The organism is Streptomyces sp. NPDC007025 (genome assembly GCF_042869455.1).
In the GTDB taxonomy this organism is placed as follows: domain Bacteria; phylum Actinomycetota; class Actinomycetes; order Streptomycetales; family Streptomycetaceae; genus Streptomyces.
Genome location: NZ_JBIAFT010000005.1, coordinates 207235 through 222443, shown reverse-complemented (window position 1 = coordinate 222443; position 15209 = coordinate 207235). Strand labels below are relative to the sequence as shown.

General features: G+C 72.8%; 14 protein-coding genes. 10 read left to right on the top strand and 4 right to left on the bottom strand.

Annotated elements, in window-relative coordinates; all coding sequences use genetic code 11:
* Window positions 1–45 precede the first annotated feature (45 nt).
* Together ACFYMO_RS12045 and ACFYMO_RS12040 are read left to right on the top strand one after the other, a co-directional pair.
* Complete coding sequence (locus ACFYMO_RS12045) at window positions 46–534, top strand: carboxymuconolactone decarboxylase family protein (RefSeq protein WP_366772604.1); 489 nt, start codon at window positions 46–48, stop codon at window positions 532–534.
* The gene (locus tag ACFYMO_RS12040; protein ID WP_388545899.1) at window positions 531–1979 is read left to right on the top strand and encodes an MFS transporter; all 1449 of its coding nucleotides are present in this window, start codon (window positions 531–533) and stop codon (window positions 1977–1979) included. The genes ACFYMO_RS12045 and ACFYMO_RS12040 overlap by 4 nt, the downstream gene beginning before the upstream one ends.
* 132 nt (window positions 1980–2111) lie before the next feature.
* On the opposite strand, the gene ACFYMO_RS12035 is transcribed toward ACFYMO_RS12040, so the two are convergent.
* A complete protein-coding gene (locus ACFYMO_RS12035; RefSeq protein ID WP_366774316.1) occupies window positions 2112–4280 on the bottom strand; it encodes a regulator in 2169 nt (722 codons plus the stop codon).
* Between the two features lie 227 nt (window positions 4281–4507).
* On the opposite strand from ACFYMO_RS12035, the gene ACFYMO_RS12030 reads away from it, so the two are divergent.
* Window positions 4508–5065, top strand: a complete 558-nt coding sequence (locus ACFYMO_RS12030) for an STAS domain-containing protein (protein WP_366774315.1) — start codon at window positions 4508–4510, stop codon at window positions 5063–5065.
* Between the two features lie 265 nt (window positions 5066–5330).
* On the opposite strand, the gene ACFYMO_RS12025 is transcribed toward ACFYMO_RS12030, so the two are convergent.
* A complete protein-coding gene (locus ACFYMO_RS12025) occupies window positions 5331–6074 on the bottom strand; it encodes a DUF5324 family protein (protein WP_366774314.1) in 744 nt (247 codons plus the stop codon).
* Window positions 6075–6277: 203 nt separating this feature from the next.
* Between ACFYMO_RS12025 and ACFYMO_RS12020 the strand changes: the two genes are divergently transcribed.
* Window positions 6278–6805: a peptidylprolyl isomerase gene (locus ACFYMO_RS12020; RefSeq protein WP_366774313.1), complete on the top strand. Its 528-nt coding sequence runs from the start codon at window positions 6278–6280 to the stop codon at window positions 6803–6805.
* Window positions 6806–6959: 154 nt separating this feature from the next.
* Window positions 6960–7859 carry a rhomboid family intramembrane serine protease gene (locus ACFYMO_RS12015; protein ID WP_366774312.1) on the top strand — a complete coding sequence of 300 codons (900 nt, stop codon included), beginning with the start codon at window positions 6960–6962 and terminating at the stop codon, window positions 7857–7859.
* Window positions 7860–8151: 292 nt separating this feature from the next.
* Here ACFYMO_RS12015 and crgA read toward each other — a convergent pair whose 3' ends face one another.
* A complete protein-coding gene (crgA, locus tag ACFYMO_RS12010) occupies window positions 8152–8412 on the bottom strand; it encodes a cell division protein CrgA (RefSeq protein ID WP_276476333.1) in 261 nt (86 codons plus the stop codon).
* Between the two features lie 102 nt (window positions 8413–8514).
* Between crgA and ACFYMO_RS12005 the strand changes: the two genes are divergently transcribed.
* From ACFYMO_RS12005 to ACFYMO_RS11985, 5 genes are all read left to right on the top strand, one after another.
* Entirely contained in the window at window positions 8515–9252 is a 738-nt protein-coding gene (locus ACFYMO_RS12005; RefSeq protein ID WP_366774311.1) for a DUF881 domain-containing protein, read from the top strand.
* A 232-nt stretch (window positions 9253–9484) separates the two neighbouring features.
* Window positions 9485–9694: a hypothetical protein gene (locus ACFYMO_RS12000; RefSeq protein WP_366774310.1), complete on the top strand. Its 210-nt coding sequence runs from the start codon at window positions 9485–9487 to the stop codon at window positions 9692–9694.
* The gene (locus ACFYMO_RS11995) at window positions 9691–10386 is read left to right on the top strand and encodes an aminodeoxychorismate/anthranilate synthase component II (protein WP_019356778.1); all 696 of its coding nucleotides are present in this window, start codon (window positions 9691–9693) and stop codon (window positions 10384–10386) included. The genes ACFYMO_RS12000 and ACFYMO_RS11995 overlap by 4 nt, the downstream gene beginning before the upstream one ends.
* Window positions 10383–11771: a class E sortase gene (locus ACFYMO_RS11990; protein ID WP_388545892.1), complete on the top strand. Its 1389-nt coding sequence runs from the start codon at window positions 10383–10385 to the stop codon at window positions 11769–11771. Before ACFYMO_RS11995 ends, ACFYMO_RS11990 begins: the two co-directional genes overlap by 4 nt.
* A gap of 380 nt (window positions 11772–12151) precedes the next feature.
* Window positions 12152–12811 carry a class E sortase gene (locus tag ACFYMO_RS11985; RefSeq protein WP_366774319.1) on the top strand — a complete coding sequence of 220 codons (660 nt, stop codon included), beginning with the start codon at window positions 12152–12154 and terminating at the stop codon, window positions 12809–12811.
* Window positions 12812–13068: 257 nt separating this feature from the next.
* Here ACFYMO_RS11985 and pknB read toward each other — a convergent pair whose 3' ends face one another.
* Window positions 13069–15030, bottom strand: a complete 1962-nt coding sequence (gene pknB, locus ACFYMO_RS11980) for a Stk1 family PASTA domain-containing Ser/Thr kinase (RefSeq protein WP_388545889.1) — start codon at window positions 15028–15030, stop codon at window positions 13069–13071.
* Between the last annotated feature and the right edge of the window lie 179 nt (window positions 15031–15209).

Below are 15209 nucleotides of genomic sequence, written 5' to 3'. Positions count from 1 at the left end.
AAATTGCACCCTACAGCCGGTCATTCGGACTTCTAGATTCGAGGCATGACAACGAACGAGAACACCGCTCCCACCACCCCGCGACTGAACTTCGCCAAGAGCGCCCCGAAGGCGTTCAAGGCCCTGATCGGCCTCGACGCCGCCGCACGTGAGCACCTCGACCCGGCGCTGGTCGAACTGGTCCAGATCCGCGCCTCGCAGCTCAACGGCTGCGCGTACTGCCTCCACATGCACACCTCGGACGCCCGCAAGGCGGGCGAGAGCGAGGAGCGGCTGCACATGGTCGCCGTGTGGCGGGAGGCCGCGCACTTCTTCACCGCGCGGGAGCAGGCGGCCCTGGCCCTCGCCGAGGCGGTCACCCGGGTCTCCGACGCCGGGGTGCCGGACGCAGCCTACGACGGCGCGGCCGGCCACTTCGACGAGCCGGAGCTGGCCGCGCTGCTGGCGCTCACCTTCGCCATCAACACCTGGAACCGGGTCGCGCTCGCCACCGCCAAGGTCGCCGGCACGGACGAGCGGGCGGCGCGCCGATGAACCCCGTCGCGGCACGGGCGGGCCGGCAGGGCCGCATCCTGGCTCTGCTGGCCCTCGCCCAGCTCATCGTCGCCTTGGACTACAACATCGTGTACATGGCGCTGCCGCGGATCGGCACCGGCCTGGGGTTCACGCCAGGCGGCCTGCAATGGGTGGTGAGCGCCTACGCCGTCGCCTTCGGCGGGTTCCTGCTGCTCGGCGGCCGGGCCTGCGACCTGTTCGGCCCCCGGCGGATGTTCGTCCTCGGCCTCCTGCTCTACGGTGCCGCGTCCCTGGCCGGGGGGCTGGCGGGCGGTCCGGGCCTGCTGCTCGCGGCCCGCGCGGGGCAGGGGATCGGGGGCGCGTTCCTCTTCCCCGCGACCCTCACCCTGGTCGGCACGCTCTTCGCCGAGGGCAGGGAACGCAACCGGGCGTTCTCGGTCTGGGGAGCGGCGGGCGGCAGTGGCCTGATCCTGGGCGCCCTGCTGGGCGGACTGCTCACCGAGGTCCTCGGCTGGCGTGCGGTGTTCTACGTCAACGTCCCGCTCGCCGCGGCGGCGCTGGTCGCCGCGTACCGGCTCATCGTGCCGGACCCGGCGGGTGCCGGGCGCGGCGGTCGGCTGGACGTGCCCGGCGCCCTCACCTCGACCCTCGGCGTCACCGCGGTGGTACTCGCCCTCGTGCAGGGCCCGGAGTCGGGCTGGTCCGCGCCACCGGTGCCGGCCGCCGCAGCCCTCGGCGCCGTTCTGCTCGCCGGGTTCCTCCTCCTCCAGTGGCGCGGCCGTGCCCCGCTGATGCCGCTGCACCTGCTGCGCGACCGCGACCTGAGCACCGGGGTGGCCGTCACCTTCCTCTTCATGGGGACGATCGGCAGCCTGGTCTACTTCCTGACCGTCTACTTCCAGGAGGTGCACGGATACGGCCCGCTGAGGACGGCGCTGGCCTATCTCGTGCCCATGGTGGCCGTCGCGGCCGGTTCGCTGCTGGCCGGGCGGATCGCCACCCGGTTCGGGATGCGGGCCGCGATGGTGGGAGGGCTCGCGGTGGCCGCCGCAGGGGCGGCGGCGGTCGGGCTGACGATGGCGGAGGACGCCTCGTACGCGGCGACGGTGCCGGGGCTGGTGGTGCTGGGCCTCGGGCAGGGCGCGAGCTACACCCTGATGTTCGGCGCCGCTGCCGCCGGGGTGGACGGGCGGAACGTGGGCGTCGCCTCCGGGATGGCGTCCACCACCCAGCAGGTGGGCGCCGCCGTCGGGCTGGCCTTGCTGATCGCGGTGGCCGCGGGCTCGGGAGTGTCCCGGGCCGACGGCCTGCGCCATGCCGTGCTGCTGGCCGCGCTGGGTGCGGGCAGCACCGCCCTGATCGCCCTGCGCTTCCGCCGCCCCCGCGCGGCCGGTGCGGGGTCCGCGGGCGCTGCGGGGTCCGCCCGCGCGGAGCGGCCCCAGGCGGAACCGGTGGGCGGGTGACCCGGGCCCACCGATGCTCCTCGCCGCGGACGGTCCTGCCGGTCGTTCGGAGTCCGTCAGCCGCGCGAGGCGGCGCCCGGCGCCGGGCGCCGCCTCGCGCGGCCGCTGTCCCGCGCTGTCCCGCGCCGCCCCTCAGCGGTGGCTCTCCGGGGCCGGGCGGGTCGCCCGGGCCAGCACCTCGTCGCGGTCGGCGTGCAGGGCCTCGCGGAAGAGCGCCTCGTATCCCGCGTCGCCGAGCCGGGCCCGGGCCGCGGCCTGCCCCTCGTCCCGCAGCGGGGCCACCTCGGGGGTGCCGCGCTGCGGGTGGCCCACGATCTCCCAGTGCTGCGCGGCGGCGCCGTACGCGAGCGCGGCCCGCTCCGGCTCGCCCTCCCGCGCCTGGGCGGCGGCCAGCAACTCCAGTCCGAGGGCGATGCCGAAGCGGTCCCCGATGCGGCGCTTCGCGTCGAGCATGTCCCGCGCGTGGGCGCCCGCCGGGCCCGGCCGGTCCTCGAAGAGCGCGATCAGCGCCAACTGGTAGTCGGTGTACGAGCGGGTCCAGTACTCCCCGAGCCGTACACACTCCCGGCGCAGGGCCTCGGCCTCCCGGCGGGCCTCCTTCAGCCGGCCGGCGCCGGTGAGCGCGAACAGCCGGGCCAACCGGCACAGGGTGCTGCCGAAGGCGGGCTCCGGCGCCCGGCCGGTGTCGCGCAGCGCCGCGTCGGCCGTCGCCAGGGCCGCCAGCGGGCGTCCGGCCATCAGCGCGGCGAGCGCCTCCAGATAGGCGGCCCCGCGCAGCCCTTCCTCGTTCCGTGCGAGGGCGGCCTCCTGCCGGGTCAGCTCGGCGAGGGAGCGGCCCGCCTCGTGGTCCCCGTGCAGCACGCGCGCCAGGCCCAGCGACCACAGGCCGCGCGTCCGGGCCTCGCTCGACCCCTCGGTGCAGGCCAGCGCCAGCTCCAGGTAGTGGTGGGTCTCGTAGAGGTGGCCGCAGCACACCCAGAAGAAGGCCACGTTCCCGGCCAGCTCCAGGGCCGCGGCCGGGTCGGTGCCCAGCAGGAACCGCAGCGCCTCGCGCACGTCGTGGTACAGCTCCTCGATCCGCTCGTACCACGCCTGCTGGCGCGCCCCGGGCCACTCGGTGCGGGCCTGCCGCGACAGCTCCACCAGCGCGGCGGCGTGCCGGGCGGCCAGCTGTTCGGTCTCGCCCAGTTCCCGCAGCCACATCCGGCCGTACTCGCGGATGCTGTCCAGCAGCCGGTAGCGGCCCCCCTCGACGGTGACGACCGACTTGTTCACCAGGCCGGCCAGGCAGGAGCGCAGCTCTCCGGGGGTCAAGGGGCCACCGCTGCACACCTGTTCGGCGAGCCCGCCGTCGAACCCGGCGGGGAAGACCGTCAGCCGGGCCCACAGCAGGCGCTCGGTGGGGCGGCACAGTTCGTGGCTCCAGCCGACTGCCGTCCGCACGGCGCTGTGCCGTGCGGGGCGCCGGAGTTCCTCGCCGGGTACGGACGGTCCGGGTACGGACGGTCCGGACCCGGTGCCGCTCGACGGAAGGCCGCCGGGCGGGCTGCCGCCGCCCGGCCCCGAACCGGCGCCGGGCGGCCCGGGCTCCGCCTCTCCCGGGCCGGATCGGCCGGGGTCGTCGAGCAGATCCAGCCCGGAGCGGATCCGGTCCGAGGTCTCGGCCAGCGTGTGGTGGCGCAACTGCGCCGCCGCCAGCTCCAAGGCGAGCGGCACGCCGTCCAGCCGGGCGCACAGCCCCGCGGCCAACCGCTGCTCGGAGATCTCGCGCAGCGGTCTGCCGACCGCCTCGGCGCGCTGTCGGAAGAGGGCGACGGCCTCCGTACCGGGCGCCAGCGGCGGTACGGGCAGCACGGCCTCGCGGATGGCGCCCAGCGGCTCCCTGCTGGTGGTCAGCACGGTCAGATTCGGGCAGGCGGTCAGCAGTTCGCCGACCAGATGGCGGCAGGACGGGACGAGGTGCTCGCACGAGTCGAGGACGAGCAGCACCGCGCGGTCCGCCACCCAGCCGCACAGGGCGTCCAGCGGCATTCGGGGCGTGTGGTCGGAGAGGCCGAGCGCGTCGGCCACGGTGGCGGCGAGGAGTTCATCGCTCCGCAGCGGCCACAGGTCGGCCCAGTAGATGCTCCCGGCTCCAGGAGGTGCGGTGCCCAGTGCGTGCAGGGCGAGCCGGGACTTCCCCACTCCGGCGCCGCCGACGAGGGTCACCAGTCGCTGCTCCCTGAGCGCTTCGGCCAGCCGCGCCAGCTCGGCGGCCCTGCCGACGAAGGAGGTGGTCTCCTCGGGGATGTTCTGCTGCACGGGGCCAGTCTTCCTGCCGACCGGCCGGTAGTCCGCCACTTCGGACATTCTCCCGGATGCGGAGGACTCGTGAGAGTGAAGCGTCAACTCGCAAGCAGAATTGGGTTTTTACACTCGTTCGAGTGACGATGCAGGGGTGGCGCAGCGCCACCCCCAGGGGCCCTGCCTATGCTTACGGGCCGATTTCCTGGACTCCTACGGTCACAAGGTCATACGTGAGGGCACCGATGGCACCGCACCCGGACGCGAGCGGCAGCAGGCTGTCCTCCACCGCACCAGAGCAGCCCTGGGCCACCGCCGAACTGCCCCGGACGGACGGGGCCGACAGCTCGGGCGAGGGCGAGGAGGCACCGGCGGGCACGGTGCTGACCCGCGCCGAGCACGGCCGCAGCGTGGTGGAACTGCACGGGGAGATCGACCTGGCCGTGGTGCTGGCCACCACGCCCCGGCTCTACGCGCTCACCGCCGCCCCCGCCCCGCAGCTCGTCGCCGATCTGCGGCCGGTCACCTTCATCGACTGCAGCGGACTCGCCCTCCTCGTGGACATCCGCGCCCGGGCACTGGCGAGCGGCGGCGCCTTCACCCTGGTGTGCACCGACCCGCGGGTCCTGCGGCTGCTGCGGATCACCGGACTGGAGGACGTCCTGGTACCCGAGCCGGCACCGCAGGCGCTGCCGGAGCAGCCGGACCGGAACACGGTGAACGCAGCGGACACGGACGGCGGCGGGGTGGACGGCGCGGCCGACCCGGGCGGCGCGGACCCGGCCGGCGGACGGGAGAGCTGACTCCCCCGCCCCTCACCCGACCGGAGTACCCGCGCGCCCGGCGGCGAGGGCCCGGCCGCACGGGGACCACGCCGCCAAGGCGCCCGCGCCACCGACACTCCGCGCGCCGACGAGCCGGCGCGGCGAGACGGGTCGGCCGGGTCCGGGTCGGCGAACTCCGCGTCGGCGCGGAGCCGCACCTTGTCGGCAGCCCGCGCCGTCGACGGTGCGCGCACAGCCGAGGGCGGCGCCACCGACGGTCGCGGCGCCGGCCCTCGGAGGCGGGCTACTGCTTGTCGCGGCCCTCGGACTCCGCGTCGTCCTGCTTGGCCCGGACCTCCGGGTCCAGCTCGCTCCCGTCGCTTCCGCTGCTCTCGGCGGGAGAGCCGTTCACGCTGGAGAGCGCGCTGCGGTCGCCGACCTCGGTCGCGGCCGGCGGCTCCACCAGCCAGTCCGGGTTCGCCTGCCGGTCCCACCAGCGCCAGGCGGCATAGGCGCCGCCCGCCAGCAGCCCGATCAGACCGGCGCGCCGCACGAACCGACCGGCGCGCGAGCGCCTGCGGCGGCGACGGGTGAGCTTCTCGATCTCCTCGACCGTCACCTGGCCGCGCAGCGCGGCCACCGCGGCGGCCCCGCGCTGCGCCGCTTCCTCGCGGGCCGGCCCGGCGGCGGCGCGGGCCTCCGTCATCGCCGTCTCCAGGCGCGGACCCGCGTAGGCGGCCGCCCGGCGGGCCGCCTCCCGGGTGTGCTCTGCCGCGCGGCCCGCGGTCCTGTCGACCTCGGGAGGGAGGGCGTCCAGAGCCTGTGCGACCCGGGGGCCGACGTAGTGCTCGTATCCTTCGCGGGCGGAGTGGCGAGCCTGCTCGGCGGCCTTGGAGACCTTCGGCCCGAGCCGCGCACTCGCCTCATGGGCATAGCGCGCCGCGGTGTCCTTGGCTTGGCCCGCGTGGGGCTTCACCACTTCCGCGGCGTGGCGCACGCTCTCCTTGGCCGTGCCGGTCGCAGCGCGCACGCTCTTCTTGGCGGTCACGGTTCCTCCTCCTCGGTGGCTCATGACTCACGTGGCAGTCTCTCCGACAACGGAGGACAGGAAGTCGTTTTCCACCTGTTTCGAAGATCATGCCTGCCGGTGCGCCGCCCCGCTCCCTCGGTCGGGCATCCGGGTCAGCCACCGTTCCGCGGCGTCCGTGGGAGGATCGGGGCGAGACAATGCAGGCAGATGGAAGGTAGACCGTGGCCGAGCAACTCCACGCCACCCTGAAGACCAACCACGGCGACATCCGCGTTCAGCTCTTCCCGAACCATGCGCCCAAGACGGTCAAGAACTTCGTCGAGCTCGCCGAGGGCTCCCGCGAATGGACGCATCCCGAGACGGGTGAGAAGACCACAGCGAAGCTGTACGACGGCACCGTCTTCCACCGGGTGATCAGCGGCTTCATGATCCAGGGCGGGGACCCGCTGGGCAACGGGACCGGCGGCCCCGGATACGAGTTCGGCGACGAGATCCACCCCGACCTCGCTTTCACCAAGCCGTACCTGTTGGCCATGGCCAACGCGGGCCCGGGCACCAACGGCTCGCAGTTCTTCGTCACCGTCGGTGCCACGACCTGGCTGACGGGCAAGCACACCATCTTCGGCGAGGTCGCGGACCAGGCGAGCCGGGAGGTCGTGGACAAGATCAGCGGTACGCAGACCAACCCCCGCACCGACCGTCCGCTGCAGGACGTCGTGCTGGAGTCCGTCGTCCTCGAGCGGCAGTAGCTCGCGGCAGGCGGCAGCGGCCGGCAGTCGGCACCCGACGGCACCCGAGGGCACCCGTCGGCGGGTCGGCGGCGCGAGCGGCCGCGGGAACCACACGCCCCACCCGTCCGTATGTCAGGGCGGGTGGGGCTGGTGCGTACGGGACACTGGAGGGGTGAGCGTGGAGCAGGACGGACAACCCGGGGGCGGGGCCGCACAGCCGGCGCCGAAGTACTGCTACCGGCATCCCGACCGGGAGACGGGCATCTCGTGTACGCGGTGCGAGCGGCCCATCTGCCCGGAATGCATGGTGGCCGCCTCCGTCGGATTCCAGTGCCCGGAGTGCGTACGGTCGGGCTCCGGGACCGGACACCGGCCGGGCGCCGACCGGCCCAGGACAGTGGCGGGCGGGCGCGTCACGGGCGATCCGCGGCTGGTCACCAAGGTGCTGCTGGGCATCAACGTGGCCGTCTTCATCGCGGTGCAGGCGGGTGGCGACCAGCTGCTGGATCGGCTGCTGCTGTTCGGGCGGGCGGTCACCGAGCCGTACGGCCCGGTGGAGGGCGTCGCGGAGGGGCAGTGGTACCGGCTGCTGACCTCGATGTTCCTGCACCAGGAGATCTGGCACATTGCGATGAACATGCTCGGTCTGTGGTTCCTGGGCCCGCCCCTGGAGGCGGCGCTGGGCCGGTTGCGCTTCGCGGGACTGTATCTGCTCTCCGGGCTGGGCGGCGGGGCGCTCACCTTCCTGCTGGCCGTGCCGCAGCAGGCGTCACTGGGCGCCTCCGGCGCGATCTTCGGCCTGTTCGGCGCGATGGCCGTGCTGATGCGGCGGATGCGCTACGACATGCGGCCGATCCTGATCCTGCTGGCCATCAACCTGGTCTTCACCTTCACCTGGAAGAACATCGCCTGGGAGGCGCACGTCGGCGGCCTGGTCACGGGTGTGCTGCTGGCCTACGCGATGGTGCACGCGCCGCGCGAGCGGCGGACCCTGGTGCAGGTCGGCGCCTTCGTGCTGCTGCTGGCGGTGGTCGTGGTGCTGCTGGTGGTACGGACACTCCAGCTCACCTGACCTGACCTGACCCCGGTCGGCCCCGGACTCCGGTGGACAACCCGGGGCCGGGACCTTCGTACGGTCCTCGAAAGCGGGCTCGACCCCCGGTTGTCCACAGCGGGTGCGGAATCTTGTGCACGGTGTGGTCCACCCGGGGGCGTCTTCGCTCAGGTGTGCGCATCCCTTGCTATTGCAGGGGCGACCTGGACTCTTCCCGCCGCCCGTGCAGTCACATCGGCGTCAACACCCAGAAAGTTATCCACAGATCTTGTGAGTTATCCAAGGCTGTGGATCAGCTTGTGGATAACTCTTATTTCCACTGGGTGGAGACGACGAAGCCGGTCGCGATGAAGCCGAAGCCGACCACGATGTTCCAGTTGCCCAGCGACTCGACCGGAAGCGAGTTGTTGGTGACGTAGAACACCACGATCCAGGCGAGGCCGATGCCGAACAGCGCCAGCATCAGCGGCGCCACCCACCGGCGTCCGCCACCACGCAGGTCGATGTTGGTGGCCTTCTTCTCCGGCGGGGGCGTGAAGTCCGCTTTCTTTCGGGTACGTGACTTCGGCACGAGAGACTCTCCTGTCGATGCTCTGCTGACCGCCGTACGGCCCATAGGGACGGTGGTCCGTTAGCGTAGTGCTTTCCCAGGGCGGAGGGAGACAAGGGTACGGTGACCAGATCGTTGATCCGGCCTGCACGGCTGGCTGCCATAGGTGTCTTCGCCCTCGCGGGCCTCATCTTCTGGGTCAGCTTCAACACGGCGCAAGGGACGAACATCCGCAGCGACAGCTCGATGCTGCGGCTCTCCGACCTCATCCAGGAGCGCAGCAGGCAGAACGCGGAGCTGGACCGCCAGGCGGCCGGACTCCGCCGCCAGGTCGACAAGCTCGCCCGCCGCGACGACGGCAGCACCCGCGACCAGGACCGCAGGCTCGACGACCTGGAGAAGCGCGCGGGACTCAAGAAGCTGTCCGGCCAGGGGCTGACCGTCACCCTGGACGACGCCCCCAGCAACGCCACGGCCAAGGTGCCCGGCCTCCCCGACCCCGAGCCCAACGACCTGGTCATCCACCAGCAGGACCTGCAGGCGGTCGTCAACGCCCTGTGGCAGGGCGGCGCCAAGGGCATCAAGGTGATGGACCAGCGGCTCATCTCCACCAGCGCCGTGCGCTGCGTCGGCAACACCCTCATCCTGCAGGGCCGCGTCTACTCCCCGCCCTACGAGGTCAGCGCCGTCGGGGACCGGGAGAAGCTGCGCACCGCGCTCGACGAGGCCCCCGCGATCCGCAACTACCTCGAGTACGTGGACGCCTACGGACTCGGCTGGAAAGTCGACGAGCACAAGGCGATGACCCTTCCCGGCTACTCCGGCACAGTGGATCTCCAGCAGGCCGAGCCCGTGCGGTGAGCGTGCCCGCACCGGGCCCGTCCGGGGTCGAGCACGGCCGCGCCGCACAGGTCCGCGGCGCGGCCGTCCACCGGCCGATCGCCCGGGCGCGGCCGGACGCCACCCGGTCGGCCGACGCGGGGAAGCCGGACGCGCTCACGCGCTGAGGCCGTACTCTGACGCCGTACTCTTGGGTGGGCCGAACGGCATGCGTGCCCGACGGGCGCGGGAGGAGAGAGGACGGCATCGCGGGATGTACGGCTGGATCTGGCGGCATCTGCCGGGCAACGTGTATGTACGCGCACTGATTTCGGCGGTACTGGTGACCGGGGTCGTCTTTCTGCTGTTCCAGTACGTCTTCCCGTGGGCGGAGCCGCTGCTGCCCTTCAACGACGTGACCGTGGACGGTGCCGCCGGCCGGGTCACCGGGATCGCGGGCGCGGTCGCGGGAGGCACGCCGTGAGCGCCCGGATCCTGGTCGTGGACAACTACGACAGCTTCGTCTTCAACCTCGTCCAGTACCTCTACCAGCTCGGCGCCACCTGTGAGGTGGTCCGCAACGACGAGGTCGAGCCGGAGCACGCCGAGGCGGGCTTCGACGGCGTACTCCTCTCCCCCGGACCGGGCGCACCCGAGGAGGCCGGGGTCTGCATCGGCATGGTGCGGCACTGCGCGGCCCGCGGGATCCCCGTCTTCGGGGTCTGCCTGGGCATGCAGTCGATGGCCGTCGCCTACGGCGGTGTCGTCGGCCGGGCACCCGAGCTGCTGCACGGAAAGACCTCCGTCGTCTCGCACGAGGGCGCCGGCGTGTTCGCCGGACTGCCCTCGCCCTTCACCGCGACCCGCTACCACTCGCTGGCCGTCCGCGGCGCGCTCCCGGACGCGCTGGAGCTCACGGCCTGGACGGCGCCGGGCGGCGCGGATGCCGCCCCCGCCCGGGAGGGCGGGGCCGACGGAGCCGGTCTGGTGATGGGGCTGCGCCACCGGGAGCTGCCCGTCGAGGGCGTCCAGTTCCACCCCGAGTCGGTCCTCACCGAAGGCGGCCACCGGATGCTGGCCAACTGGCTGGTGCGCTGCGGGGACACCGGCGCCGTGGAGCGCTCCGCGGGGCTGGAGGTGCCGCGCGGCGCCGGTCTGGGGACGGTCACCGGGTGACGCCGGGCCATCGCGGTGGCGAGGAGGCGGACAGCCAACGGTACGGGTCCGGGAACGACCCCGAGTACGACCGCTACCGTGCGGCCGTCGACGCCCTCGCGGACCCGCTCAACGACCCGCTCCCGAGCCAGCGTCCGCCGGAGGCGGAGCCGGAGCCGGAGCCGCCCCACGCGCGGCCGGGGCCGGAGCACCACTCGCACGCGCGGCCGGAGCCGCCGCCGTCCGGGTCCTCGCCGTCGTCCGGGTCCCCTGGGCCGTCCGGGCCGCGGGCCAGCCACGGGGTGGCGCAGCCGCCGCCGGGGCCGCAGACGGCGGCTGGAAGCCCGTACGCGGCCGACGCGGGCCAGGAGGCCGCCTGGTACGCGGCAGCACCGTACGAGCCGCACACGGGGCCCGCACGGCCGCAGCGGCCGCAGTCGCCCGGGGGACAGCGGCCGCCGGGGGGACAGCAGCCGCCAGGGCGGCAGGCGCCGACGGCCGAGCCCGAGCCGCGGTTCGTCCGGGGGCCCGTACCGCCCGCGGGACCGGAGAACGGCCGGTACGACGGCGGAGGGCAGCACGACCGCGACGACCGCAGCACGGTGGGGCTGCGGCGGCCGCGCGCCGAGGAGTTCCCTCCCCGGTCGCGCACGGAACGTCCGCCCGGGCCGACCCGGTTGGAGGCCCGCAGGGCCGCCCGCGCGCTGCGGCCGGGCCCCGGCATCATCGCCAGCCGGGCCATCGGCGAGGTGTTCATCACCTGCGGTGTGCTGATGCTGCTGTTCGTCGCCTACCAGCTGTGGTGGACCAACGTCCGTGCCGACCAGCAGGCGAACGGTGCCACCGACAAGCTCCAGCAGCAGTGGGACGACCGCGATCCCGAGGACGGTGTCGACCCCGAACGCAAAGCCGGTGCCTTCAAGCCCGGCGAGGGCTTCGCGATCATCCATATCCCGAAGCTCGACATCACCCGGCCCGTCGCCCAGGGCGTCTCCAAGGAGAAGGTGCTGGACAAGGGCATGGTCGGGCACTACGACAAGAAGCCCCTCAAGACCGCCATGCCCTGGGACGAGAAGGGCAACTTCGCCCTCGCGGGGCACCGCAATACCCACGGTGAACCGTTCCGCTACATCAACAAGTTGCAGTCCGGCGACGAAGTCGTGGTCGAGACCCGGTCGAAGTACTACACGTACAAGGTGACGCGGCAGCTACCGTCCACCTCCCCGTCCGATACGGGGGTGATCGACCCGGTTCCGCCCAAGTCGGGTTTCGCGGAGCCCGGTCGTTACATCACGCTCACCACCTGCACACCGGAATTCACATCCAAGTACCGTCTGATCGTCTGGGGCAAAATGGTGGACGAACGTCCGCGCAGCAAGGGCAAGCCGGACGCGCTCGTCGACTGACACCCGGCGGGCGGAGCCCGGTGGGGTGACCAGCGAAACGGCGGCGGAGGCGGCAGCAGGTGAGCAAGGGCAAGCGGGAGACCGCCCGAACGACGGAAACCCCGGACCCGGACGAGACCGCCGCCCCGGAGCCGAACAACCCCGCTGAGTCCGACCCCGCGGAGCCGGACGCCCCCGCGGAGGGCGCGGAGTCCGCGGACAGCGAGAAGCCCGCGGACAGCGAGAAGCCCGCGGAGTCCAGCAACTCCGCGGAGCCCAGCGATCCCGCGGAGCCCGACGACTCCGCGGAGAGCGAGAAGCCCGCGGAGCCCGACGACTCCGCCGAGCCCAGCGATCCCGCCGAGCCCAGCGACCCCGCGGCGCATCCGCGGCGCGGGGCGATGGCGGTGGCCGTCGCGGTGTTCGGCGAACTGCTCATCACCGCCGGACTGGTGCTCGCACTGTTCGTCGTCTACTCGCTGTGGTGGACGAACGTGCTCGCCGACCGGCAGGCCGCGAAGGAGAGCAACCGGGTGCGCGAGCACTGGGCGGCCGACCGCGGCCCCGGCGATCTCGACACCCGGGACGGCATCGGCTTCCTGCACGTGCCGTCGATGTCCTCGGACGACATCCTGGTCAAGAAGGGCACCGATCCGAAGGAGCTGAACCAGGGCATCGCGGGTTACTACACCGAGCCCGTCAAGTCCGGGCTGCCGCAGGACCAGTCGGGCAACTTCGCGCTCGCCGCGCACCGCGACGGGCACGGGGCCAAGTTCCACAACATCGACAAGATAGACGAGGGCGACGCGGTCGTCTTCGAGACCAAGAACACCTGGTTCGTCTACAAGGTGTTCGCGACGCTGCCGCAGACCTCGAAGTACAACGTCGACGTGGTGGACCCGATCCCGAAGGAGTCGGGCAAGAAGCGGCGCGGCCGCTACATCACCCTCACCACCTGCACACCCGTCTACACGTCCAAGTACCGCTACGTGGTGTGGGGCGAACTCGTGCGCACCGAGGACGTCGACGAGGACCGCACGCCCCCGGCCGAACTCCGCTGAGCCGCACGCGCCCCCGGGCGACCGCCCGCACCCTCCGCGGACACCCACTCCCTCCGCAGGCGCCTCTCCGCCCCCGCGGACCGCGCCCCCGACGGAACGCACTCGGCTCCGCGGAACCGCGCCCCGCCCCCCGCGCACGCGAACGGCGGGCGCCGTCCGGAGCCGGTACCACCGGCGCGCGGTCGGTGCCCGCCGTCGGAGCGGGTCCGCGAAGCCCGGCGGGCCGTCGGCCGGCCCGGCCCGGTGCGGAGCACGGGTCAGTCGGAGCCCCATCCGCCGCCGAAGAAGCCGTCGTCCCCGCCACCGCCGTTGCCGTCGCCCGGGCCGCCGGGCCGGGTCACGATGGTGACCTTGTCGCCCTTCTTGCCTTGGGTGTTGGGCGGCGGGTTGGTGGTCATGACGATGGCCTTGCCGTCCTGCGGGCCCTGGACGCCGCCGATCTGGAAGCCGGCTTCCTGGAGCGCCTTCTTGGCGTCCTTGAGCTTCTGGTTGGTGACGTCCGGCACGGTGGCGGGCTGGTCGGCGGGGGCCTTGGCGACGGTCAGTGTGACGGTGCTGCCCTCCGGCTGCTTGCCGGTGCCCGGGTCCTGCTTGAGCACGGTGCCGGCGGGCTTGTCCCCGTTCTCCTGCTCGGTCTTGGAGACCTTGAAGCCGAGCGCTTCGAGCTGGCTCTTGGCCTGGTCGAAGGGCTTGTCGACGACGTTGGGCACGGTCGGCCGGGACTCGGTGGCGACGGTCAGCGTGACCTTGGAGCCCTTCTTGGCCTTCTGGCCGACGCCGGGGTCCTGGCTGAGCACGGTCCCGGCCTGCTGGTCCTCGGACTCCTGCTGCTTCTTGACGACCTTGAAGCCCGCCTCGTTGAGCTTCTGCTTGGCGTCCGCGTAGACATCGCCGGTGACGTCGGGCACGCTGCGGGGGGCCTCGTCCCGCGGTCCCTTGGACATGATCAGGCTGACGGTGCTGTCGGGTTCGACGCTCTCGCCGATGCCCGGGTCCGTCTTGCAGACGGTGTCCTTCTTCTCGTCGCAGTAGACGCTGTCGCCCTTGGCCCCCTTCAGCCCGGAGTTGCCGAGCTGCTCCTCGGCCTCGGACGCGGACAGCCCGGTCACGTTGGGCACATCGATGTTGTCGCTCGGCGAGTCGAGCAGTGCCTTGCCGACGAAGATCGCGCCGACCAGCACCAGGATCACGGCGAGCGCCAGCAGGATCGTCGAGAGCGGGTTCTTGCCCTTGCGGCGGCTGCGCTGCTCGTCGTAGAAGCCGCCGTCGTCCGAGCGCATCGGCGGCAGCATGGAGGTCTGCGGCTCCTGGGCGCGCAGCGCCGCGGTGGGCTGGTCCTCGGGGTAGCCGCCCGCGCCCATGGCCGCGGCGGCGACGGGCTGGCCGTCCAGGCACGCCTCGATGTCGGCGCGCATCTCGTCCGCGCTCTGGTACCGGTAGTCCGGGTCCTTGACGAGCGCTTTCATCACGATCGCGTCCATGGCGGGTGCGATCTCGGGGTCGAAGGCGCTGGGCGGCTGCGGCTCCTCGCGGACGTGCTGGTAGGCGACGGCGACCGGGGAGTCGCCGACGAACGGCGGCCGGACGGTCAGCAGTTCGTACAGCAGGCAGCCGGTGGAATACAGGTCGGAGCGGGAGTCGACGGTCTCGCCCTTGGCCTGCTCGGGGGAGAGGTACTGCGCCGTGCCGATCACGGCGGCCGTCTGCGTCATGGTCATGCCGGAGTCGCCCATGGCGCGCGCGATGCCGAAGTCCATGACCTTCACCTGGCCGGTGCGGGTCAGCATGACGTTCGCGGGTTTGATGTCGCGGTGGACGATGCCGTTGCGGTGGCTGTACTCCAGCGCCTGGAGGATGCCCACGCACATCTCCATGGACCGCTCGGGCAGCAGCTTGCGCCCGGAGTGCAGCAGTTCACGCAGCGTGGAGCCGTCCACGTACTCCATGACGATGTACGGGATGGAGACCCCGTCGACGTAGTCCTCGCCCGTGTCGTAGACCGCGACGATCGCCGGATGGTTGAGCGAGGCGGCCGACTGGGCCTCGCGGCGGAAGCGGGCCTGGAACGACGGATCGCGGGCGAGGTCGACGCGGAGCGTCTTGACCGCGACCGTGCGGCCCAGCCGGGTGTCCTGGGCGACGTAGACCTCGGCCATGCCTCCGCGGCCGAGCACCGAGCCCAGCTCGTACCGGCCGCCTAGGCGACGCGGCTCTTCCATAGTCTCCAGCCCTCTCCGGTCTTCCGTGCCACCGGGCGCGGAGCTCCTCCAGCCTCGGGCTGGGAGGTACCCCCACGCTTGCGGCACGGCGGTGTGCTGCTCGGCCATACGGTACCCGCCACAGGGTGCGTGCCCGGTGCGGCCGTGGTGACCGGCCTCACCCGATGCTGCCGGCGGGT